Below are 23,119 nucleotides of genomic sequence, written 5' to 3' on the forward strand. Positions count from 1 at the left end.
TAATAATTTGTTTAATAATCATTTTATTTTTTATTCAAGGATTACTTTGTTACAATTATCATACAAATTATATTATAAATCAAATTGATTATCTTTATATTCATATAAATAATTTTTATAATAAATATGACACTAACACAGCTTGAATATTTAATAGCCGTAGAAAAATTTGGAAATTTTTCAGAGGCAGCTCAAAACTGCTTTGTTACACAACCAACATTAAGTATGCAAATTCAAAAACTTGAAGAAGAACTTGGTGTAATAATTTTCAAAAGAGACAAACATCCAATCGTTCCAACAGAAATTGGCAAAAAAATAATCGAACAAGCAAAACATATTCTTAAAGAAAAAGAAAAACTACATATTATCATTCAGATAGAAAGAGGTGAATTCGTTGGTTCATTACGTGTTGCAATTATTCCCACTATTTCTTCTTATCTGCTTCCAATGCTTTTAAAAAATTTTATAAGAAAATATCCCGATGTAGAATTAATCATTGATGAAGTAACAACAGATGAAGTAATAACCGGATTACAAAAATCTTACTTTGATATTGGAATAATTGCTCTGCGATCAAATAATGAAAATTTATTAACAGAAACATTGTATTATGAACCTTTTGTTGCCTTTTTGCCGCCTGACCACAAGTTAATGAAAAAAAAGAAATTGAACCAAACAGACTTAAATGTGAACGATATTCTTCTACTTAAAGAAGGACATTGTCTAAGAGAGCAAACTCTTTCTATTTGCAGAAGCAGTGAAAACACATGGATTGAAAAAAGCAACAAAGTTGTTTTTGAAAGTGGTAATCTTGATACTTTAATTAAATTAGTTGAACAACGTTTTGGAATGACACTGCTGCCTTATTTAGCCGTTCAATATATCAAGGATAAAAAGAAACTTAATCAAATCAAGGAGTTTAATGAACCTGTTCCTAAAAGAGAAGTTGGATTTATTTATACTAACACTTTCATTAAAAAACACCTTTTAAATGCTCTGAAAGTAGAAATCTTAAAAGTAATCCCTGATGAATTAAAACAAAATAAAGATGGACTTATAATTCACTGAAAAAACTAGTTGCTTAAATATTTGCTTTATTAAATTCTGAGTTATTAAAAAGTATAATAATACTTGACAAGAATTTAGTATAACAAATAAAGACTTCCAAAAAATTTTATACGTCATTCCTGTGTAAACCTGCCTTAACGGGCAGGCAGGAATCAAATGATTATTAAATTAATTTCCTCTTTCTTCTATTGGAATACTTAAGGCAGCGAGAACAACAGTCAATTCAAAATCTATTTTTCAGAATTCTCAAATACTTACAAGTACTAAAACATCATCAAAAGTGAATCAGTGATGTTGCTAATTTGCTTTTTGCATGCTTTCAATATAATAACTTAGCCATGTAATATTCATCGACATAAGACCCATTGATTAAAAGAGAATGCTTTTTTGTTCCTTCAATTTCAAAACCAATTTTTTTATATAGAGCAAGTCCTGCTTTATTATGAACCATAACTGTCAGTTCCAAACGATGAATTTTATTTTGATAAGCCCATTTTTCTAATTCTTTTAACAGCATGGTTCCTATTCCTTGTCCAGTATAAGCTTGAAGTATTCCCATCGCAATATAAACACTATGTTTATTTCTTTTATAATCCCCGCCTTCGGCACTTATATAACCAATTAATTGATTATTATACTCGGCAACAAAAATTATTTTGTTATTTCTTGATATGATATTTGCAATTTGATTGATTTGTTCTTCGACTGTAGTTTTTCTTTCTTCTGGTTCGAGAAGCATGAACTGAGTTTCTTTATCCAGTTCATTACAGAGTTTTAGAAATTTTTCAGCATCATTTGTTGTAATTTTTCTTATAACCATGTTATGTTCCTACCTATGTTTTATACATAATGGAACTCATCTAAATGAGCTGTCTAAAGTATTAGTATTTTTAAAATAAACCTTAGAAAATATAAAATTCTCAATCAAAGATGGATTCACAAATTTTATATAGACATTTTCCTAGTTTATGCACACCATGAACTGAAAATGATATTTATCAGAATAAATATTTATTCCATCATTCTTTTTACACTTATAATATCATTCTTTCATTTCTGTGCTTGCACAGTCTCAAAATAATCTTGAATTAATTTTATACTTTCTTTCGCAGCTGAATTTATGTATTCAGCTGTTTCTCCCATTTATTGACGATTTGTTGCGTCCATCTGCATAAGACGAAGTCCTAGTTGAGTTTGGAAACTGTTTAATGCAATTACAATTTGACTCATGTCACCCATAATTTTGTGAATTCTTTCAATTGGTCTGAAAAGAAAGAGTGAAACTAAATCTGCAATTCCAAAACCTCCGGCTATGAGTGCTTCTAATTCTTTGATGTTAGCATCATAAGCTGCATAAAAAGGAACACTTAAAAGAATTACTCCAATAACAAACATTACAACAGATAGAATTACAATTACCCAATAAGTTACTGCTAATTTTCTTCTCAGACTTTTTAAATCAATTTTGCCGTCAATCATTGAACCCTGCAAATGACGAACTATAAATTCATTTGCCTTTCTGCGTTGTTCTGCATCCATTGTAACAACTTCAGTTAATACATCAGTCATTTTTCACCTCCAATTATTTAATAAAAAGTTTTGCAAGTGGAACTACCATTTTACTTATTTCGATAGCAACTTCACCTAAATCCTGAATTCTTTTCTTTAATTCTGCTTGAGATAAATTAACCCTCGATGCTTCTTTAACAATAGTAATTAAATTATCATATACTTCAAGGTCGGTAGTATCCGGTGTAATTTTATTAATCTCTTCTTTAGATAAACCAAGCAGCTCATTTAGTTCATCTTTATACTTTCCTTCGAATGCTTCTTTGTTCTCTTTTAGTTTCTGCTTAACTCTTTTACGAAAATCATCTAAACTTTTTCCCATTTAAACCTCCTGATTATTTTGAAATATCTTTTATAAGTTTATCAAATTGTTCAATAACCTTTTCTGTATTTTCTTTTTTATTCTTCATTTTTTCTGTTAACCCGAATATTGAATCTGAAAATGACGAAAGTTTAGAACTGATATTTTGCGGCAGACTATTTAAGTCTAATTTCTGTAATATTTCAAGTTGAGCATCTTTTACTTTTATGATTGATGCAAGATGAGCAGTAACAACGGAGTTTGCATAAATAATACGATTATAAGAATTGATAATATTTTGTTTGATTGAATCTCTCTGTTCTACTAAAGGCTTAAGTTTTGATTTTCTGTAATATTCAATATCTGAATACAACTCTTCAAGTATAATTTTTATCTTCTCTAAATTAATTTTCTTTTCGCCTTTTGGACTTTCATCTAATAGTTCATCACTAAATTCTTCCAATAATTTTTCTGTTTGATATGGTGTATAAACTTCATCTATAAATCTATTTACATCAGAAATTAATCGATTATAAAATAAATCAATTAATTCAAGATGTGCTTGCTGCATTGCAGAAATATCTCTTCCTGCTGTTAATGAAAGTTCTATTGATTCTTTAGGAATTGATGAACATGCCGTAATTATAATAAAAATTGGAAGTGCTATAAAATTCTTGATGGGAAATTTTGTAGCAGACATTTATACCCTCACTTTTTATTATAAATATCTATGAGAATTAAACAGAAACAGGAATCTTAAGATAGGAAGACTATTTGCATGTTTAATTTAATTAGATGATGAGTTGTAATCAATAATTTTTTTTAATTATAAAAATAGCACACAGATAACACAGATTAGACAGATACTCACAGATTAAATCCTGTGTAAATCTTGTATTATCTGTGTCATCTGTGTTCCTTAAATCTAATATCCAATTTTTAATTTTTTTCAGTTACTTTATTTCCTGTCAAATCAAATCTCTAATCCAAAATTTCACAAAGAGCAGATGCACACAAATGAAGCGGATTTGACAGATGACCACAGATTATGAAAACTTTCACAAGTATTATTTAACCGAATTTTAACATCGATATTTTTTCAATTATCAATAAAATGAAGTAATTTTGTCTTGAGCTGTACTCTCTTTATGAATAAACACGGAGAAAAATAAATGTCTTACCAATTAATCAAAAAATTAGAATTTGATAAAGTGAAAGATTTCAATGGCAGTTGGGAACTAAAGATGAAATTATTTGCCGATATGTGCCGTTTTAATACTCTTGTTGCAGTTAAGAAAGCTGGTTCCGGTCATCTTGGTTCATCTTTAAGTGCAATGGATATTGTGACATATCTTTATTTGAATGAATTAAATATTCTGAATGTTGGAATAAACAGTGAAGAGCGTGACATTTATTTTTCTTCAAAAGGTCATGATGTGCCAGGGCTCTATTCGCTTTTTTATGCAATTGGAATTTTACCCGAAGAAAAATTATTGATGCTAAGAAGACTGCACGGATTAGATGGTCATCCTGATGTTCGAATACCTGGCATTGAAGCATGCACTGGTTCACTTGGAATGGGAATTTCAAAAGGGAAAGGAATGGCATGGGCAAAGAAATATAAGAATAAAGGTGGACATGTTTATGTTTTAACCGGCGACGGTGAATTTCAAGAAGGTCAAATCTGGGAATCAATTCAATCAACAGCTCATCAAAAAATTTCGAACCTTACTGTTATTATGGATCACAATAAATATCAAACTGATATGCTTGTTGCCGATGTGAATAATATTGAAGACATTGTTGAAAAAGTGAAAGTATTTGGCTGGTATGTTGTGAGAATTAATGGTCATGATTATAATGAACTAAAAAATACTTTTTCCAATCTTAAGAATGTCACAGACAAACCAAAGATGGTTATTGCCGATACAATTAAAGGCAAAGGTATTTCATTTATGGAAAAACCCTACACCGAAACTATTTCAGGAAAGACTTATTACAAATGGCACAGCGGGGCACCTGATGATGATTATTTCTTAAAAGGTATAGAAGAATTAACCCATTCAATTAATAAACTTGCTAAAGAACTTGGGATTGAGAAAATTGAAATTCCCGAAAATAAAGTCGAAGGTAAAATTTCAACAAAGATTGACAAAGAATTTGTAACAGATGCATTTGGAGATGCACTCGTTGAGCTTGCTAAGACTAATGAAAAATTAATTGTTCTTGATGGTGACCTTTCTGCTGACTGCAAGCTAAGAAAATTTGAGTACACATATCCAGATAGATTTATTGAAAATGGTATTGCAGAACAAGATATGGTTTCGATGGCTGGAGGTTTAGCACGCATGGGTTTAATTCCAGTAGTAAATACATTTGCAAGTTTTCTTGCAGCCAGAGCTAACGAACAGATTTACAATAACGCATGTGAAAAAACAAAAATAATTTATGTTTGTCACTTTGCAGGATTAATTCCAGCAGGACCGGGAAAATCTCACCAAAGTATTCGCGATATTTCATTATTTGGAGCAATACCAAATATGACAATAATTCAACCTTGCAATTCTACTGAAACAAAAAAGGCACTTGAATATTGTGTAAATGAAGCAAAAGAAAATTGTGTTATTCGACTGGCTATTGGTCCTTCTCCAGAAAAAATTGAATTACCAGATTTTTATGAATTCATTCCTGGTATAGGCACAGAATTAACAGATGGCAAAGACGCTATTATATTTGCATATGGACCAGTAATGCTGCATGAGGCTTTAACAGCACACAGAATTTTGAAAAATGTTAATTATGGATTAAAAGTTGTAAATATGCCCTGGTTAAATAAAATTGATCTTGACTGGATAGAAACAGTTACAAAAAATTATAAAAATATTTTTGTACTTGAAGACCACTCAATTATAGGCGGATTAGGGGAAAGAATTTTAGATGCCCTAGCAGATATTCATCATTTTCAAGCAAAAAGATTTGATATCATTGGACTTGATGATTATCCAGAGTGCGGAACTCCTCAAGAAGTTTTACAATATCACGGATTGGATGGGATGTCAATTGCAAAAAGAATTTCTAATATTGACAATCTTGATAATATTTTTCATAGGGATGAGGACAAGAATTATAATGATTCTGCCCCACAGTAATTTACACTAAAAAATCTGTTAGCATAAATTCCCACTTTCTAAAAACTAAACTATAACATTTATCATAATTGATAAATCAGTAGTTTATTTTCAATTAAAAAAGCAATTTTTCTTCTGGCAAATTTTTTGAAGTTCTATTATGAAAATATCAATAAATAATTATGGAGTATTAACAAATGGTAATTACTGATGATTGTATAAGCTGTTCTGCCTGTGTTGATGAATGTGAAAATAATGCAATTTACAATGCAGGAGAAGAATACACGGTTAATGGTGAAACCCATCCTCCACTTTCTGAAGAACATACATTTATTGCCCCGGAATTATGCAATAACTGTAAGTCATGTGTTGAAGTCTGTGCTGTTGATGCTATCGTAGAACAATGATCAATATATTGCCTCCTCTATAAAAAAACCCGATTCATTAATTTGAATCGGGTTTTTCATTCATTAGACTAAATTTAATTTGCTTGTTCTATATAAGGTTTAATTTTTGACATCAAATGATATTTGGGAACTGCTCCAATAACTGCATCAACCATTCTTCCATTTTTGAAAATTCCGAGTGTAGGTATACTCATAATGCCATATTGTGAAGCAACTCCATAATTTTCATCTGTATTAACTTTTACAACTTTTAACTTTCCTGCATTTTCTTTTGCAATTTCTTCTACAATTGGAGCAACCATTCTGCATGGTCCACACCATGGTGCCCAGAAATCAACAAGTACTGGAAGTTCAGATTCCAAAACTTCTTTTTGGAAATTAAAATCTGTGCCTTCAATAATGTTATTCATTTAAAACTCCTATTTTATTTTTGCTAACGATTTGATGCTATTTCTTTCTAAAAGATTCAAAATCATTGGAAGAAAATTTTAAAAAATTTCACCCATTAAGTATTCTAATTACTTCATCATGAATTTTCCCTCCAGTAGCTACAATACTGTTGCCTTTTACAGGATTATCTCCATAATAATCAGTAATTTTTCCACCAGCTCCATTAATTACTGGAATAAGCGCCATCAAATCCCATGGACTCATAATCGGGTCAATCATTATGTCAGCATAACCTGTAGCCACAAGATAATAACCATAACAATCGCCCCAGCTTCTAAATAATTTTACTTTTCTTATTAGATTATCCAAACCTTTCAAATTGCGATATTTTTCAAAGTTCATATAATCTGTAATTAATAAAACAGCTGAAGAAATATTTTCACAATTTCTTACAGTAACTTTTTTACCATTTAATTCAGTTGATTTATTATCCCCTATCAAAAACTCATCAAGAACAGGTAAATTAATCGCGCCTAAAATTGGTTCATCATTTTTAAGTAATGCAACTAAAGTTCCAAATAATGGAGTTCCACATATAAAACTTTTTGTTCCATCAATTGGGTCAAGAATCCATTTATACTCAGCATCAGGATTGTAATCACCAAATTCTTCACCAATTATACCGTGCTCAGGAAATTCATGCGTTATTAATTCACGCATGATTTCTTCAGATTTTTTATCTGCAATTGTAACTGGCGAAAAATCATCTTTTGTCTCTACCACAATTTCTTTTCTGTAATATTCTCTTATAATTTTTTTACTTTCATCTGCTAATAGTTTAACAAATTTTTTAAAGTATGATATTTCATTCATTTTGTAACTCTTTTTTATTTTCGAATTAATCAAAATAGTATTCAAAATTATAGAATTATTTTTCTTATCCAAAACTCTTTATTTTAGCAGCATAGAAAATTAAAAAATATGAATATATTACCTGCAAATAGCGAAACAATAACAAAAGCAGCCGAGATAATTCGTAATGGCGGACTGGTTGCTTTTCCTACAGAAACAGTATATGGTTTGGGTGCTGATGGATTAAATCCAATAGCAGTAACAAAAATTTTTGAGGTTAAGAAGCGACCTGCTTTTAATCCACTTATTCTTCATATTTCACAAAAAGAATGGATAAAAAAATATGCAATCTATAATGATGAAAGGATTGATAAGTTAATCGAAAAATTCTGGCCTGGTCCTCTTACCTTAGTTCTTCCTAAGACTGATATAGTTCCTGATATAGTAACATCAGGAAATCCCACAGTTGCAATACGAATGCCCAACCATAAAATTGCACTTGAATTAATAGAAAAAAGTAACACTCCAATTGCTGCACCAAGTGCAAATAAATTTGGTCATTTAAGTCCCACTCAGGCTGAACATGTTAAAAAAAGTTTGGGTGATAAAGTTGATTTAATTCTTGACGGCGGCAAATGCAATATTGGACTGGAATCTACAATTGTTCAGTTCTACGAAGGAAATTTTTATTTGCTCCGTCCTGGAGGTTTATCAAAAGAGGAAATTGAAGATACAATAAATTGTAAGCTACAATTAAACTTAGAATCAAAAAAACCAACAGCACCCGGACAATTGCCATTTCATTACTCACCTGTTAAACCAATATTTTTTTTGAACGAAGAAAGTTTAAAAAAATATTCTAGTAAAAAAATTGGTGTTCTTTATTTAAGTGAAGAAAAAATTCAATATGATTTTGCATCCGTTAAAATTTTATCTCCATCAAAAGATTTAAGAGAAGCTGCTGCAAATTTATTTAAATATCTGCACGATTTTGAAAAAGAAGAAATTGATGTAATTTTAGTTGAACCAATTAAAGAAGTAGGATTGGGACTGGCTATAATGGACAGACTAAAAAAGGCAGTTAAAAAATATTCAGATAAGATTTAAAAAATATTGTATATTTAAACCAAAATTTATATTTCTTTTTGGGTGCATTAATAAAATATGAACACCAGCCGAAATAATAACCAACAAAATAAAATTTCTCCTTTAAATAATTTTTTTGAATCCAAAGAAAATATCAAACTTTTAATCCATGCAATAAATTCTGTTCATGAATGCATAAGTGTAACAGATTTAAATCACGAAATGATTTTTGTCAATCAAACTTTTCTTGATACTTACGGATATAAACTCGAAGAAATTCTTGGAAAAAATACCCAGATTCTCCGCTCGGAAAAAAATGACCCTCGAATATTAAAAGAGATAAATGAAGGAACACAAAAAGGTGGATGGCATGGAAGACTCTTAAATAAAAGGAAAGATGGAAGTGAATTTGTTATTGAACTCAGTACTTCCGTAGTCAGAAATGAGAATGGGGAACCTATAGCTTATATTGGTTTAAGTAAAGATATTACTGAAATTGTTAAAACCGAAGAAAAATTATTTGAAACTGAAAAAAAGTATCAAGAACTTTTTATGGAAATTAAAGATATTGTTTATGAAAGCACAATTGACGGAAAATTCATTGAACTTAATCCTTCAGGCATGGAGTTCCTGGGTATAAAATCCTTAGATGAACTTAAAGATATCAATATTACATATGACCTTTATATTAATCCAAAAGACAGAGAAAAGTTCAAAAATGAATTAATAAAAAAAGGTTTTGTAAAAGATTTTGAAATTGCAATTAAAAAATTAAATGGAGAAATTGCTGTTGTTCTTGAAACATCTGTAGCAGTTAAAAACAAAGAAGGTGAAATTATTGGATATCGTGGAATTCTAAGAGATATAACCGAACGGAAAAAACAAGAAGCTCAGCTAAAAGAATTAATTGAAAAATTAGAAACTCTTAATCAAGAATTAAAAAACTCAAATGCATCAAAAGACAAATTTTTCTCAATAATTGCTCACGATTTAAGAAGTCCCTTCAGTTCACTTTTAAGTTTTTCTGAATTTTTATATCAGGATATAGAAGAATTAAGTAAAGATGAAATAAAATCTTTCGCAGAAAATATTAACGAAGCTGCAAAAACAGTATTTTCTCTTCTTGAAAATTTATTGCAGTGGTCACGCATACAAATTGGTACTATTTCATTTAGTCCAAAACACTTTACAATACATAATACAGCGAGTAAAGTTATAAATCTACTCTTGCATAATGCAGCAATTAAAAATATTGAGATTACTAATAAGATAAACAGCACACATACTGTTTATGCAGATGAAGATATGATTTTTTCTGTGCTTCAAAATTTACTTTCAAATGCAATTAAGTTTACGCATGAAAATGGCAAAATAATTTTTAATTCTGAAGAAAAGGATAGTGTAATTGAAATATCAATAAGTGATACAGGAATAGGCATGGATGAATCTGATACAGAAAAACTATTTAGAATCGATATACCATTTACAAAATCTGGAACTAAGAACGAAAAAGGAAGCGGTCTGGGATTAATTCTGTGCAAAGAAATGATAGAAAAAAATGGCGGGAAAATATGGGTTAAAAGTAACCCCGGTAAAGGAACAACCTTTACTTTTTCACTTCCTAAAAATAAAGCTGACCAATTATAACTCCATGACAACTCATATAAGTTTAATCAATGCAATGAATTTTATTTTTTTGAAATATAAACTTGAGGTTTCAAATGCAAAAAGATTTAATAATTGATAAAATAGAACAAGCTGCAAAATTGCTATCAGAAAAAGAAATTGATATGTGGTTAATTTATGTTCGTGAAACAGGAAATATGAAAGACCCAATGATGGATATTCTGGTTGGAACAAATGCAACATGGCAGTCAGCATTTATAATCACAAAAGATGGTAACACACATGCAATAATTGGTTCGCTTGAATATGAAAATATGAAATCTGTTGGAACGTATAAAAACATTCATCCTTATTTGAAATCCATTAAAGAAAAACTGCTGGAAGTATTAGAACAAATAAAACCAAATAAAATTGCAATTAATTACTCAAAAAATTCAAGTCTTGCAGATGGATTAACTTATGGATTATATCTTGATTTGCTTGACAACCTAAAAGAAACTGATTACATGAATAAACTTGTATCCTCAGAAGAACTAGTAGCATCACTTCGCGGAAGAAAAACAGCAAAAGAATTAGAACTAATTAAAGAAGCTATAAAAGAAACATTAAAAATCTTTGATAAAGTTACTAATTATATGAAACCGGGAATGACAGAAAAGCAAGTTGCATTATTTGTTCAGAATCTTGTTAAAGAAAGAGGATTCGAGCTTGCATGGGATAAGGAATATTGTCCATCGGTTTTTTCAGGTCCAGATACTGCAGGTGCTCACTCTGGTCCAACAGATAGAATTATTCAACATGGACATGTCGTTAATATGGATTTTGGATTAAAAATAAATGGATACTGTTCTGATTTACAAAGAACATGGTATGTATTAAAACCGGAAGAAAATAATCCTCCTGAAGAAGTTCAAAAAGGATTTAATGTTATAAAAGAATCAATCACAAAAGCAGCAAATGAATTAAAAGCTGGCAAAAAAGGCTGGGAAATTGATGAAGTTGCAAGAAATTATATTCAGATTAATGGCTATAGCGAATTTCCCCATGGTCTTGGACATCAAGTGGGTCGTTCTGTTCACGATGGTGGAGCACTGCTTGGACCAAAATGGGAACGATATGGAAATCTGCCTTTGCTTGAAATTGAAGATGGTAATGTTTTTACAATTGAACCAAGATTAACAATAGAAAATTATGGCATTGCAACAATTGAAGAAATGGTTTATGTAACAAAAGATGGATGCGAATTTTTATCAGATAGACAAAACGAAATTTATTTGATAAGATAATTATTCAATTATCAAACTTTTGGTTCAATAAAATTACAATACGATAAGATGTATATGCAAAGAAAGGTGCCGAAATTACATCAATTGTATAATGAACATGCTGCATTAGAACAAATATTCCAACCAAAATTGTAGCAATTAAAAAAATAATTCTAAGGGTTCTATTATTTACTACAAGAAAAAAGACAAACATTGTAGCAGTATGACCAGAAAAGAAAAGGTCTCTTAACAAAGTATTCCCCCCGCCAAAGAATTCAACGAAAGGGTCTTTCAGTGGAATTATTGTTTCAGGAGCATTTAGCGGCAAAAGAAAAATTGTAATTAATCTTAAAAGTGCAGTTAGACTATAAGATTGAATGGCTATAAGAAAATTTTCCGGATGAAAAGTTAAATGAATTAAAACTATTATCACACCTGAGTAAATCAAAGCAAATGTTAACCATGTAATATCTATGGGCTGGAATAAAGCTAAGATTGGGTCATTAAAAGAAAATCCAGAACGGGATTCATTATATTCAAGAAATTTTGCCAGTGATAATAAAATAAACAAAAGCAAAAGGGAGGAAATAAAAAATCTTGTTCTAAAATTTTTATCTAAAAGTTTTGGCTGCCAGATATTTTTTAATTTTTCAATTTCACTCAATATACAAATACCAAATTAATTTATTAAAAATATAAAAAAGTCTGCACATCTGTGTATTCAACACAGATAGTGCAGTATACAATTATTCAGTTATCCCCATCTCAATGATGTAACAGCAACAGGACAAGATAAAATATATCTTCTTAAATCACTCAGCTTTGCAGTTGCAAGTGCTATGGAGGAATCTGCAGCGCCGTAATATAATCTAACATCATCACCATCAACAATCCAACCACAAGGGAATACAACATCATCAACATCTCCTTCTTTTTCATAATGTTCTCTTGGGCCAAAAATCCATTCATCACTTCTTCGCAATACTTTAGTTGGGTCTTCCAGGTCTAACAATACCAGTCCAAGACGATATATTACGCCACCAGCAGTCCTTTTTACTCCGTGATATAAAACCAGCCAGCCTTCAGGAATTTGAATTGGAGGAGGTGACAGACCAATTTTATTTGCATCCCACCATGCTCCTTCTCTTGCTCTAATTAAAATTCTATGCTCACCCCAATGAATTAAATCAGGTGAAAATGAAATCCATATATGAGCTGCAGAGTATGGAGTAGAAATTATTGGCCGATGTAGCATTGCCCATCTATTACCAAATTTCTTTGAGAACAAAGCTGCATCTTTATCTTCAGGTGGTAATATTGCACCAATTCTTTCAAATGAGTTAAAATCTTCTGTCATTGCAAGAGAAACTAAAGGACCTCCATGAGAATAAGCTGTATATGTAATTGCATATTTTTTCAATTCATCAAGATAGGTTATTCTCGGGTCTTCTATACCCCAGATTTCTTCGGGATAATTAATCGGGTCAGGCAGCAATGTTGGTTTTGAATCAATATCCCAGTTAGTTTTTCCATCTTTACTTCGTGCAACAGTAAGATGTGATATCCCTCTTAAATCTTCTACTCGCATCAATAAAATTGTTTCTCCATTTACAGATACCGCACCACAATTAAAAACAGAATTAGCCGGATATGGTATATCATAAATTGTTATGATTGGATTTCCATCATATCGATGAAATAATTCATGAGAAGAATTACTCATATTTCCACACCAATTTTGTTTACTAAATGTTCGAAATATTACTCATAACTTTTAACATGCTCGTAAGATTTAATCATGTTTTCAATTCTATATACTTCAGCAAGTGAAAGTAAAAAGGATAAAGTTGATTCAGCTCCTTCATTTAGATTAACTCTATCAACATGAAGAGCATCATAACAACCTCCACTTACAGGGTCATATAGAGCTAAACCTAAATCATTTCTTCCCAGAAACCATTCAAACGCAATTCTTGCTTTATTGTACCAATAATAATCTTCAGTAATTTGAAAAGCATCAATACATGCAGATATAGTTTCATAAGCAGCAATGGGTTGTTGGTCAAAATCTGCTTTTGAGCCATTACGATTGTACCAGCCATCTGAACCAATTGGTCTGAAATAACCTGCCTCTGTAGTTTGAAGTTCAACAAGCCATTTTAATGATTCAAGACCAATTTCAAATGCTCTTCGATTATTAGAATAATTCCCAGTTAACATGAGTGCTTGTGAAAGTCTTGCATTATCATAAACCAGATAATCTTCAAACCATTTCCATTCATTATTTGAATTTCTTTCATAAAGTTCAATTAGTCTTTGTGTTAAATTTTCCTGTATTTGAATTGCTACTCTATCGCCACTCATTTTTTGCAAATATTCATAAATACCAATTAAACCGAATGCCCATGCTCGGGGAGATGTAAGTTCTGTTAAAATTGGCAATGCTTTGTTAAATAATTGAGTTGCCCACATTTGCAAATCTCTTTTCTTTGACCTATTAACACAAGTTCCAAGTGCCCAAAGTGCTCTGCCCTGAGAATCATCAGAACCAACATCTTCCTTCCATTTTCTATTAAAATCCATAAAGTTTCTAAATCTATTTTTCTTTTCATTAAATGAATAAAGAATAAATGCAGCATATTTTTTAGCTATTGCTTCAATCTGCTCATCCATTAAACCAATTTCTTCAAGCAGAATAGTTAATAGAAAAGCTCGAGCATTATCGTCCAAACAGTAACCTTCGCTGTGTAGAGGAATTGTAAATTTCGCATGTTGTAAAATTCCAGTTGAATCAGTCATATTAAATAGATGATTGAATTTAAACGAGGGTAATTCCATGCTTTGTTCATTCAAAGTTTTTACTGAAGAAATACTTTGCAGCTTTTCTAATCTTTGATTTCTTGCTTTTTGAAATGATTCAACATACAAATGAGCAATATTATTCCACACCATTTCTCTTCCAAGCATATAAGCTTTTTTTCTCATAGCATGACGCCTTGGCTCATCCTGCAATAATTTAATAATCTCATTTGCTATTGCGTTCGAATCTGCAAAAGGAACAATTACACCACGATTATCAGATAGCAATTCTTCAGCATGCCAGTAAGGTGTAGATATAACTGCTTTTCCACAACCAAAAGAGTAGGACAATGTACCCGATGTTATTTGAGCTTTATTTAAATATGGAGTTATATAAATATCAGCTGCGCCAATAAATTCTTTTAATTCTTCTGAATCAACAAATCGATTATAAAATATTACATTTTTTTTAACCCCTAAATCATGAGCCAATCTTTCAAGACTCATTCTATATGATTCACCATATTCTTTTACAATGTTAGGATGAGTTGCCCCAAGCACTATGTAAACAAGATTTGGGAAAACAGATATTACTTTCGGCAAAGCTTTAAGAACATATTCAATGCCTTTATTTGGTGATAACAAACCAAAAGTTAAAATTACATACTTGCCTTCAACATTAAATCTATCTTTATAAAAATTTGGGTCTACAAAAGCCATATCAGGAATTCCATGTGGAATTACATCAATAATATCTTCTGGCGCATTATAAATATTTTTGAGAAAATCTTTTCCCTTTTCTGTCATTGTAATTAAACGAGTTGAGTAAGAAATTAATTCTTTCATTACTCTTTTCTGGTCTGGATTAGGTTCATTTAATATTGTATGAAGTGTTGTTACAACAGGCATTCTTAAATTACGCAGTAAAGCTAAAATGTGACTTCCTTCTGTACCGCCAAAAATTCCATATTCATGCTGCAGACAAACAACATCAATGTTATTAAAATTAAGAAAGTCAGCTGCTTTTTGATAAGTATTAATATTCTGCTTATTGATTACAAATCTAACTTCTGACGGATATTCAAAATCCTGATCTCTGTCGCTTAAAGCCAGAACAAGACAATCTGTTTGTGGATATTGATTATTTACTGCATTTCTTAAATCAAATGTAAAAGTTGCAATTCCACATTTACGGGGCAAATAATTTCCAACGAACGCAATTTTTTTAAGCTTCTGCATTTCTACCATAAATCATCTCCTCTTTTATTTTTACAAATTTGAAATGATTAACAAGGTATGAAATAATTGGCAGCGTTTTTAAAATTTAACATATTTTATGGTTCCCAAAATTTCTCCATGCTTTTAAATTTTATTTTCCAATCTAGACTATTATCAGTGTAATACAAATAAAATTTTTGATTTTTTATTCGATAATAATTCGAACAAATCTTAAATGTTGTTAATAATTAAGGGAATACATGGAACTTCAAAAAAATATCAAGATTCTACTGGTTGAGGATGCTGGTGTAATGCGCCAGATGGAAATTAAAACACTTAATGCTCTTGGTTTCAAAAATGTTATTGAAGCTGAAAATGGTAAAAGTGCAATAAAAATTTTACAGAATGACCCCTCTGTTGAACTCATCATTAGTGATTGGAACATGCCTGAGATGGATGGATTTGAATTGCTGAAATGGGTAAGAAATAATGAGAGTACAAAAAATATTCCTTTCTTAATGGCTACTGGCAGAGGTGAAAAAAAAGAAGTTGAAAAAGCAAATGAAGCTGGGGTTAGCAGTTTTATTTCAAAACCTTTTAATAAAGATGAGCTTCTTGATAAAATTAATGAAGCTTTCGGTATTAAAGTTCAAGAGGAAATTAAATCTCGGTCTTTAGATTCAAGAATTACAAAATCAGGGAAAGCATTAATAAAAGCAATTCATATTCAGATAACAGACCATTTAACTTTAGGTGTATTAAAATATTTAATCAAAAAAGGGGAATTAAATCCAAATCATTTCGAATTAGAAACAGAATGTCTACCAAGCTGGAATGCAGTAGCAAAAGCACTAGAAAACGGCACAGCTGATGCTGCCTTCATACTTGCTCCATTAGCAATGGATCTTTACAATTATGGAGTACCTCTAAGATTAATTTTATTTGCTCATAAAAATGGAAGCATTTGCGTTAGAAACAAAACAGGTGACGACGAAAAAGGTATTGATTTCTTCAAAGGAAAATCATTTTACATTCCACATACTATGTCGATTCATAACATGCTTGCTCATGCATTTTTTAAGAATATCGGATTAAATCCTGGTGTGAGTGGACAGAAAAATGTTGATGTCGAATTTGAAGTTGTTGCTCCAATCAAAATGCCTGAATTTCTATCAGGCAATCCTGATGCATGTGGATATCTTGTAGCAGAACCAATAGGCACAAAAGCTATTGCAGCTGGAATTGCAGAATTGCAATTTCTTTCAAGCGAGTTATGGGAAAATCATCCATGCTGTGTTTTGGCAATGCAGGCAGATTTTATTGAGCGTTTTCCTGAAGCTGTCAAAGAATTTACAGAATTACTTGTTTATTCTGGAAAATTTATTTCTCAAAAACCTGCTCTTGCTGCAGAAATTGCAGTTGAATTTTTAGACCCGAAAAAAGAACTTGGCCTTACAGTCCCAATTCTCAAAAATGTATTGACAGAACCAAAGGGAATAAAAACAAATAATCTTTATCCAGTAATAAAAGATCTCGATTTCATTCAGCATTACATGCATAATAAAATGGGAATTGGTGCAATAATCGACTTAAATAAATTTGTAGATAAACGTTTCGCAGATGCTGCTTGCTCTGATAAAGATAAAGCAGATGCCCGCAGTCATATTAGTGAAATTGACCTTGCCAACAATGCAAGAAAAATAATAAATAAAGAAGAAACTGTTTTAGCAGAAGGTAGAACAAAAGCTCTATTAAATATGGAAGGGAAATATCTGAAGTTCTCTTTAGGAACAGAACATTATGGTATTGAAATACTTAAAATTATTGAAATAATAAGAATGATAAACATTACACCAGTCCCAAATACTCCTAAATATGTAAAAGGTGTTATAAACTTAAGAGGAAACATTGTACCTGTTGTTGATTTACGACTCAAACTCAACATGCCTGAAAAAGAATATGACCCTAAAACAAGAATCGTGATTGTTGAAGATAAAATTGATGGTTTGAATATAAGAGTAGGATTAATAGTTGACGAAGTTGAAGCAGTTTATGATGTTAAAGCTTCTGAAATTGAAGAGCCCCCAGATTTTGGCAAAGACACAAAAGACGAATACATACTTGCTCTCGCAAAAACAGATACAGTTATTTTTATCTTGCTTAATTTATCTATAATCCTAAAACCAGAAAATAGAAATAAAAACTAATTGCAAGACTCTGTTGAATATTCAATCATTTTCATTATAATTGAATATTCAATTATAAATATTCTTTTATGCATCCAATCATAAATATATTCATTGGCAGCTTACTATTAAGCATTGCACATGCATTAATTCCAAGCCACTGGTTACCTTTAATTGCTATTGGGAAATCTGAAAAATGGAGTGAAAAAGAATTATTAGTAACAACTACAATAACAAGTATTTCTCATATTTCAAGTACAATAATCATAGGAATTATTATTGGATTTGCCGGTTACAAATTATCTGAGTCATATTTTCACATTACCAAAATAATTGCTCCAGTAATTTTAATTGCTCTTAGTTTCATCTATTTTTACTTAGAATACAGACACAAAAAAATTACGAGCTCTCACAAACATCATCATATTGATATTGAAACTATCATCCAGAAGAAAAAAAACAAAAAATCAATAATTCTATCTCTTGTAGTAGCAATGTTCTTTTCTCCATGTCTCGAAATTGAAATTTATTATTTAACTGCAAGTCAGTTTGGCTGGACAGGAATTATAATAGTTTCTTCTGTTTATTTTATTGTAACAGTTGCAGGAATGTTACTGCTTGTATTTTTAGCCTCAAAGGGAATAAGTAAATTAAAATGGAATTTTCTGGAACATCACGATAAATTAATTGCTGGATTAATTCTTTTTATTGTTGGATTATCAGCTTTATTTATTGAATACTAAATTCAATTCATCTTTCTGATTCTTATTTCACAATCTTTTTTATCTTTTAGTAATTCTAATAATTCATTTATATTGCTATTACCATAGTGATAAGGATAAAATATTTTGGGATTAATCATTCTAACTGCATCGGCAGCCATTTCTGTGGTCATGGTATAAGGTAAATTCATTGGAAGAAATGCAATGTCTATGTTTTTTAATTCCTTCATTTCAGGAATGTTTTCTGTATCTCCTGCAACATAAATTCGTTTATCGCCAAACGTTATTACATATCCATTACATTCTCCTTTGACATGAAATGGATTTCCATTATTATTTTTATGAACAATATTATAAGCAGGAACTGCCTCAATCTTAATTCCTTTTACAAATTTAACTTCATTATTCCTGATTATATTTCCATAATTTAATTGTTTATAACACAACTCAGTGCAAAGCAATTCTGTGTCTTTTTTTCTTAATGTATCAATTGCTTTTAAATCAAGATGATCCCCGTGATGATGTGTAATTAAAATTATGTCTGCTTTAGGAAGTTTTGAGTAGTCTGCATATCGTCCAACTGGGTCAATGTGTATAACCAGATCATTAAAATTAAACATTAATGTTCCATGTCCAATAAAAGTAATAATTAATTCCCCATGCGATGTTTTTATTGTATCTTTTTCGAAGTTATCCTGTGCAATTATTTGTTTAAAGCAAAAAAACATTAAGAATAATAAAAAAATTTTTTTATTCATTTTTACCCTCAATAATTATTTTGAATTAAATTTTATTGGCAATTGAATTGTGAAAATTGTGCCAAGCATTTCATTTGATACAAAAGTAACTTTTCCTTTCAAATGCCGTTCAATAATTAGTTTAACACTGTAAAGTCCCAAGCCTCTACCTTTAACTCCCTTTGTACTGAACGAACGCTGAAACAACTGCAGCTGTACACTCTCTGGTATTACTTGATTGTTATGTACATTAAAATAAACAAATTCATGATTGCTGTATGAATATATTTTTACTGTATCTCCTTCAGATGATGCTTCGAGTGCATTTTTAATTAAGTTGCCAATTGACCTTAATAATAATGTTCTGTCAGTCTCAAAAACATTGCAGTCAGTCGGATATTCAATAACAAGAATTTTGTTTTTAGCCAATTCATGATTTTTATAAACTTCATGGACTGCTTTAAGAAAATCAATCGTTGTTATTTCTTTTATATCAACACCTAATTTGCCATCCTCTGCATCTCTTAAATCTCTTTGAGAAATTATTTCATTTACAAGTTGCTGAGCTGCTTCATTTAATGCTTTTATCAAATCTTTTCGTTCTTTTTCATCTTCTTCATCGTTTAAAAGGTTTGATATACTTGCAATTGCACTTGCTGTATTTAATATATCATGAAAAAAAATTCTCTCAAGAGCTTCCTTTCGTTTGAGACTTGAGATATCCTTCACAGCAAATAAAACAAATTCAGAATTCTTATACTTAATAGGTTGTGCATAAACATAAAATTCATATGAAATTTCTTTCCCTGTTAATGTGGCTGTAATTTTACACTCTTGTTCAGAATGAATTTTATTTTCATCAGTAAATTTTATTGCTTGTGCGGCGCCACATTCTCTACAAAATAATGATGTTCCGCAACCGGCTGGCATTAAATTACTATGTATACAATTTAATGCCTCACCAATTCTTTTTCCTAAAATTTTATCTGTGTCAGAAATTTTAAATGTTTCTGCTGCTTTTTTATTAAATGCTACTATCTGGCGGTTTTTATTAATTATTACTGCTAATTCTGGGAAGCCTTCAAGAATTTGGCTTATAAGCGGATTAAGATGAAATATCAAATAATCTTTAATTATATCGTCTGCACTCGAACGCTCGGGAGTATCAAAGTATGTTTTAACTTCCTGGTTGTCCATCATTTTTTATCAAAATAATACCTTACACCAATTGCTAAATCTAAATTTAATGCTGTTGCGGGAAAAAGATTAAAGACAGGTACAAACTCAAGAAAAACATCAATTGGCAAATCATTAATTAACCAGGCTAATCCTACTACACCACGTGCACCAAGTGAATTATCTTCATTTTCAACAAAACGCATTCTAACACCAAAACCATAATAAACAGGAATTTTATAATTAGATTTTATTAAATCATAATTATGATATAAATAATCTGCGTGCAAAGATACAGCACTATGTTTTTTTACAAAAGAATAAGCCAATCCTCCATCAAATGCATTGCTGTTATTCAGCCAGTATTTTGCACTTAATCCGGTTGGTTCCCCTATCATAACACCCAATCCCAATCCTTTATCCTGCGCAAAGGAATTACTGAAAAAAATTAGAACTGAAAAGAGAAAAATTGTTTTCTTCATATTTCTACTAAAGCCTATTTTTTTTAATGCAAGAATTAATAAAAATTCTCATAAAATGGAAGAACTATTTAACCTCATGCTTATAAAATATTCAATAATCATCTGAGTAATTATTAATCAATTATTGTTAAATTTCAGTATAAAAATTATAAAGCGAGGAATAAATGAGCAGTACTGCATCAATTGAAGAGCTAATTAAAGAATATTCAGACAAATTTGATTACAACAAAAAAGAAACCGCTATTATCTTAGCTGCAGGTCACGGCAAAAGAATTAAATCGCAAACATCTAAAATGCTGCATAAAATATGGGAAAAACCAACTGTAGAACGTGTTTATAATGCCTGTGTAAAAGGATTACAACAATCAAACATTATAATTGTTGTAGGAATTAAAGCTGAGGATGTAATTAAGACTATTGGAAAAAGAGAATCCTTAATTTATGCTTATCAGGAAATGCAGAATGGAACGGGGCATGCTGTTCAAACTGCTCTGAAAAATATAGACATTTCAAAATATGATGGAACTGTCTATGTTTTTCCTGGTGATATGGGATTAATTGACGCAGAGACTATTCAATTTCTTAAAGATGAGTTTTTAAAATCAAATTCCGATATGATTGTTCTTACTGGAATTTACGAAGGTGATATTCAAAATAATTATTACGGCAGAATAATTAGAGTGAAGGATAGAGATTCAAAGGGAAATAAAGTTCTTAAGTTCAAAGGAAAAGTTATTGAAATACTCGAATACAAAGATATTCTCAATTTAGATGATAAAAAGAAGTACAAAATTAAATATCGCGGCAAAGAATTTTCTTACACAAAAAAAGAATTACTTGAAAACAGAGAATTTAACAGCGGAGTTTATGCATTCAAATTTAAGCCGCTTTCGGAACTCATCAATAAATTAGAAAGCAATAATGTTCAAAACGAAATTTATTTAACTGATTTAATAGGATTATTCAACAAACATAATTATTCTGTAGCTGCAATAAGTCCAAAACAACAATATGTTTTAATGGGTTTTAACAATAAATCTGTTTTAAAAGAAATGGATGATATAGCAAGAAAGGTTGCTTATGAAAAATTAAAAGACATAATTCTAATAGATGACCCTGATGATTTTTTTATCGATGATGATGTTATTGAAGATATTTTAAGAATGGATAAACTTGGTGTACCACTTGATATTAAAATTGGTAAAGGAGTCTACATTGGAAAAGGGGCTAAGCTTAATTACAATCTAAACTTGATGAAAAATGTTTTTATATCAGGCAATATTATTTTTGGAAAAAATATTATTGTCAGAGAAAATGCACATCTATCCTGCTTCCCAAATCAAACACTTCAGATTGGAAACAATGTTGAAATCTTCTGGGGTGATGTTATTAAAGGAAATGTAACTATTGGTGATAATTGTTCTATAGAATCGGGAGTAAGAATAACAGGAAGCGATGAATTTCCCGTAAAAATATATAATGATGTTACAATAAAGGGCGTCACATATATCTTTGGTTCTATAATCTATGAAAATATTTTTATTGAACATTCTGTATTAATTAAAAAAATCATACAAAAACCATTAGATTTTTCAGGAGATAAATTCAAGGTTAGATTTTATTTACCCGAACCGGAAGGGAAAGAAGCAATAAAAGATTTGAATCAAAATTAAAAAGGGGATGCCAAAAAATTTTAGGCAGCCCCTAAATTTTGAAAAGGAGGTGGTTATTTTTCTACTGTTAAATTGTTTACATATTTTGTAATAGCAGATTTTTTTCTTGCAGCAGTATTCTTATGAATTCTTCCCTTAGCAGCTTGCTTATCCAATGTTGCCACAGCTTCTCTTAAATATTTTTCTGCAAGCTCTTTATCCTGTGTACTGTAGACTTTTTTAATCAATGTTTTAATCTTAGATAAAGCTGCTTTATTTCGTAATGTTCTTTTGATTGTTTGTCTGATTCTCTTTTGTGCTGACTTATGATGCGCCATTAAATTTCCTAAATTTATTTAAAAACGTGCGTAAATATACTTTTAAGACAGTTTGAAATCAAACTTTTTTTTATAAAACTTTAATCTCATATCCTTTATTCTTATTTTGTAAATAAA

22 protein-coding genes are annotated in these 23,119 nt (G+C 30.3%); 9 read left to right on the forward strand and 13 right to left on the reverse strand.

Annotated features, from left to right (window positions below; translation table 11 throughout):
• The first annotated feature begins 126 nt into the window (after positions 1-126).
• Entirely contained in the window at positions 127-1,068 is a 942-nt protein-coding gene (locus tag VJY32_RS04540) for a hydrogen peroxide-inducible genes activator (protein WP_353676702.1), read from the forward strand.
• A gap of 319 nt (positions 1,069-1,387) precedes the next feature.
• Here VJY32_RS04540 and VJY32_RS04545 read toward each other — a convergent pair whose 3' ends face one another.
• From VJY32_RS04545 to VJY32_RS04560, 4 genes are all read right to left on the reverse strand, one after another.
• Positions 1,388-1,888: a GNAT family N-acetyltransferase gene (locus VJY32_RS04545; protein WP_353676703.1), complete on the reverse strand. Its 501-nt coding sequence runs from the start codon at positions 1,886-1,888 to the stop codon at positions 1,388-1,390.
• Between the two features lie 323 nt (positions 1,889-2,211).
• Positions 2,212-2,637, reverse strand: a complete 426-nt coding sequence (locus tag VJY32_RS04550) for a hypothetical protein (protein WP_353676704.1) — start codon at positions 2,635-2,637, stop codon at positions 2,212-2,214.
• Positions 2,638-2,650: 13 nt separating this feature from the next.
• Entirely contained in the window at positions 2,651-2,959 is a 309-nt protein-coding gene (locus tag VJY32_RS04555) for a hypothetical protein (RefSeq protein ID WP_353676705.1), read from the reverse strand.
• A 13-nt stretch (positions 2,960-2,972) separates the two neighbouring features.
• A complete protein-coding gene (locus VJY32_RS04560) occupies positions 2,973-3,638 on the reverse strand; it encodes a hypothetical protein (RefSeq protein WP_353676706.1) in 666 nt (221 codons plus the stop codon).
• Between the two features lie 472 nt (positions 3,639-4,110).
• On the opposite strand from VJY32_RS04560, the gene VJY32_RS04565 reads away from it, so the two are divergent.
• Entirely contained in the window at positions 4,111-6,087 is a 1,977-nt protein-coding gene (locus tag VJY32_RS04565; RefSeq protein WP_353676707.1) for a thiamine pyrophosphate-binding protein, read from the forward strand.
• 176 nt (positions 6,088-6,263) lie between these two features.
• Complete coding sequence (locus VJY32_RS04570) at positions 6,264-6,473, forward strand: 4Fe-4S binding protein (RefSeq protein ID WP_353676708.1); 210 nt, start codon at positions 6,264-6,266, stop codon at positions 6,471-6,473.
• A 74-nt stretch (positions 6,474-6,547) separates the two neighbouring features.
• Here VJY32_RS04570 and trxA read toward each other — a convergent pair whose 3' ends face one another.
• Positions 6,548-6,883, reverse strand: a complete 336-nt coding sequence (gene trxA, locus VJY32_RS04575) for a thioredoxin (RefSeq protein ID WP_353676709.1) — start codon at positions 6,881-6,883, stop codon at positions 6,548-6,550.
• An 88-nt stretch (positions 6,884-6,971) separates the two neighbouring features.
• Positions 6,972-7,736, reverse strand: a complete 765-nt coding sequence (hisN, locus tag VJY32_RS04580; protein ID WP_353676710.1) for a histidinol-phosphatase — start codon at positions 7,734-7,736, stop codon at positions 6,972-6,974.
• A gap of 108 nt (positions 7,737-7,844) precedes the next feature.
• Here hisN and VJY32_RS04585 point away from each other — a divergent pair, with 108 nt between their 5' ends.
• From VJY32_RS04585 to VJY32_RS04595, 3 genes are all read left to right on the forward strand, one after another.
• Complete coding sequence (locus VJY32_RS04585; protein ID WP_353676711.1) at positions 7,845-8,822, forward strand: L-threonylcarbamoyladenylate synthase; 978 nt, start codon at positions 7,845-7,847, stop codon at positions 8,820-8,822.
• Between the two features lie 57 nt (positions 8,823-8,879).
• Positions 8,880-10,448, forward strand: a complete 1,569-nt coding sequence (locus VJY32_RS04590) for a sensor histidine kinase (RefSeq protein WP_353676712.1) — start codon at positions 8,880-8,882, stop codon at positions 10,446-10,448.
• Positions 10,449-10,522: 74 nt separating this feature from the next.
• Positions 10,523-11,713, forward strand: a complete 1,191-nt coding sequence (locus VJY32_RS04595) for a M24 family metallopeptidase (RefSeq protein ID WP_353676713.1) — start codon at positions 10,523-10,525, stop codon at positions 11,711-11,713.
• A 4-nt stretch (positions 11,714-11,717) separates the two neighbouring features.
• On the opposite strand, the gene VJY32_RS04600 is transcribed toward VJY32_RS04595, so the two are convergent.
• The 3 genes from VJY32_RS04600 to VJY32_RS04610 form a co-directional block, all read right to left on the reverse strand.
• Entirely contained in the window at positions 11,718-12,356 is a 639-nt protein-coding gene (locus VJY32_RS04600; protein ID WP_353676714.1) for a phosphatase PAP2-related protein, read from the reverse strand.
• A 90-nt stretch (positions 12,357-12,446) separates the two neighbouring features.
• Positions 12,447-13,415 carry a glycoside hydrolase family 130 protein gene (locus VJY32_RS04605; protein WP_353676715.1) on the reverse strand — a complete coding sequence of 323 codons (969 nt, stop codon included), beginning with the start codon at positions 13,413-13,415 and terminating at the stop codon, positions 12,447-12,449.
• Positions 13,416-13,453: 38 nt separating this feature from the next.
• Positions 13,454-15,739 carry a glycosyltransferase family 4 protein gene (locus tag VJY32_RS04610; protein WP_353676716.1) on the reverse strand — a complete coding sequence of 762 codons (2,286 nt, stop codon included), beginning with the start codon at positions 15,737-15,739 and terminating at the stop codon, positions 13,454-13,456.
• A gap of 230 nt (positions 15,740-15,969) precedes the next feature.
• Here VJY32_RS04610 and VJY32_RS04615 point away from each other — a divergent pair, with 230 nt between their 5' ends.
• The gene (locus tag VJY32_RS04615) at positions 15,970-17,916 is read left to right on the forward strand and encodes a chemotaxis protein CheW (protein WP_353676717.1); all 1,947 of its coding nucleotides are present in this window, start codon (positions 15,970-15,972) and stop codon (positions 17,914-17,916) included.
• A 68-nt stretch (positions 17,917-17,984) separates the two neighbouring features.
• Positions 17,985-18,638, forward strand: a complete 654-nt coding sequence (locus VJY32_RS04620; RefSeq protein ID WP_353676718.1) for an urease accessory protein UreH domain-containing protein — start codon at positions 17,985-17,987, stop codon at positions 18,636-18,638.
• Between the two features lie 2 nt (positions 18,639-18,640).
• Here the strand turns inward: VJY32_RS04620 and VJY32_RS04625 are convergent, their stop codons facing one another.
• From VJY32_RS04625 to VJY32_RS04635, 3 genes are read right to left on the reverse strand one after another with little or no spacing between them, the layout of a single operon-like run.
• Entirely contained in the window at positions 18,641-19,375 is a 735-nt protein-coding gene (locus tag VJY32_RS04625) for an MBL fold metallo-hydrolase (protein ID WP_353676719.1), read from the reverse strand.
• Positions 19,376-19,390: 15 nt separating this feature from the next.
• Entirely contained in the window at positions 19,391-20,554 is a 1,164-nt protein-coding gene (locus VJY32_RS04630) for a sensor histidine kinase (RefSeq protein WP_353676720.1), read from the reverse strand.
• Positions 20,551-21,012, reverse strand: a complete 462-nt coding sequence (locus VJY32_RS04635; RefSeq protein ID WP_353676721.1) for a hypothetical protein — start codon at positions 21,010-21,012, stop codon at positions 20,551-20,553. The genes VJY32_RS04630 and VJY32_RS04635 overlap by 4 nt, the downstream gene beginning before the upstream one ends.
• A 164-nt stretch (positions 21,013-21,176) precedes the next feature.
• On the opposite strand from VJY32_RS04635, the gene VJY32_RS04640 reads away from it, so the two are divergent.
• Complete coding sequence (locus tag VJY32_RS04640) at positions 21,177-22,685, forward strand: NTP transferase domain-containing protein (protein WP_353676722.1); 1,509 nt, start codon at positions 21,177-21,179, stop codon at positions 22,683-22,685.
• Between the two features lie 53 nt (positions 22,686-22,738).
• Here the strand turns inward: VJY32_RS04640 and rpsT are convergent, their stop codons facing one another.
• Positions 22,739-23,002: a 30S ribosomal protein S20 gene (rpsT, locus tag VJY32_RS04645; protein ID WP_353676723.1), complete on the reverse strand. Its 264-nt coding sequence runs from the start codon at positions 23,000-23,002 to the stop codon at positions 22,739-22,741.
• Positions 23,003-23,119: the final 117 nt, after the last annotated feature.

Origin of the sequence: Rosettibacter primus, assembly GCF_036860675.1 — a bacterium.
In the GTDB taxonomy this organism is placed as follows: Bacteria; Bacteroidota; Ignavibacteria; order Ignavibacteriales; family Melioribacteraceae; genus Rosettibacter; species Rosettibacter primus.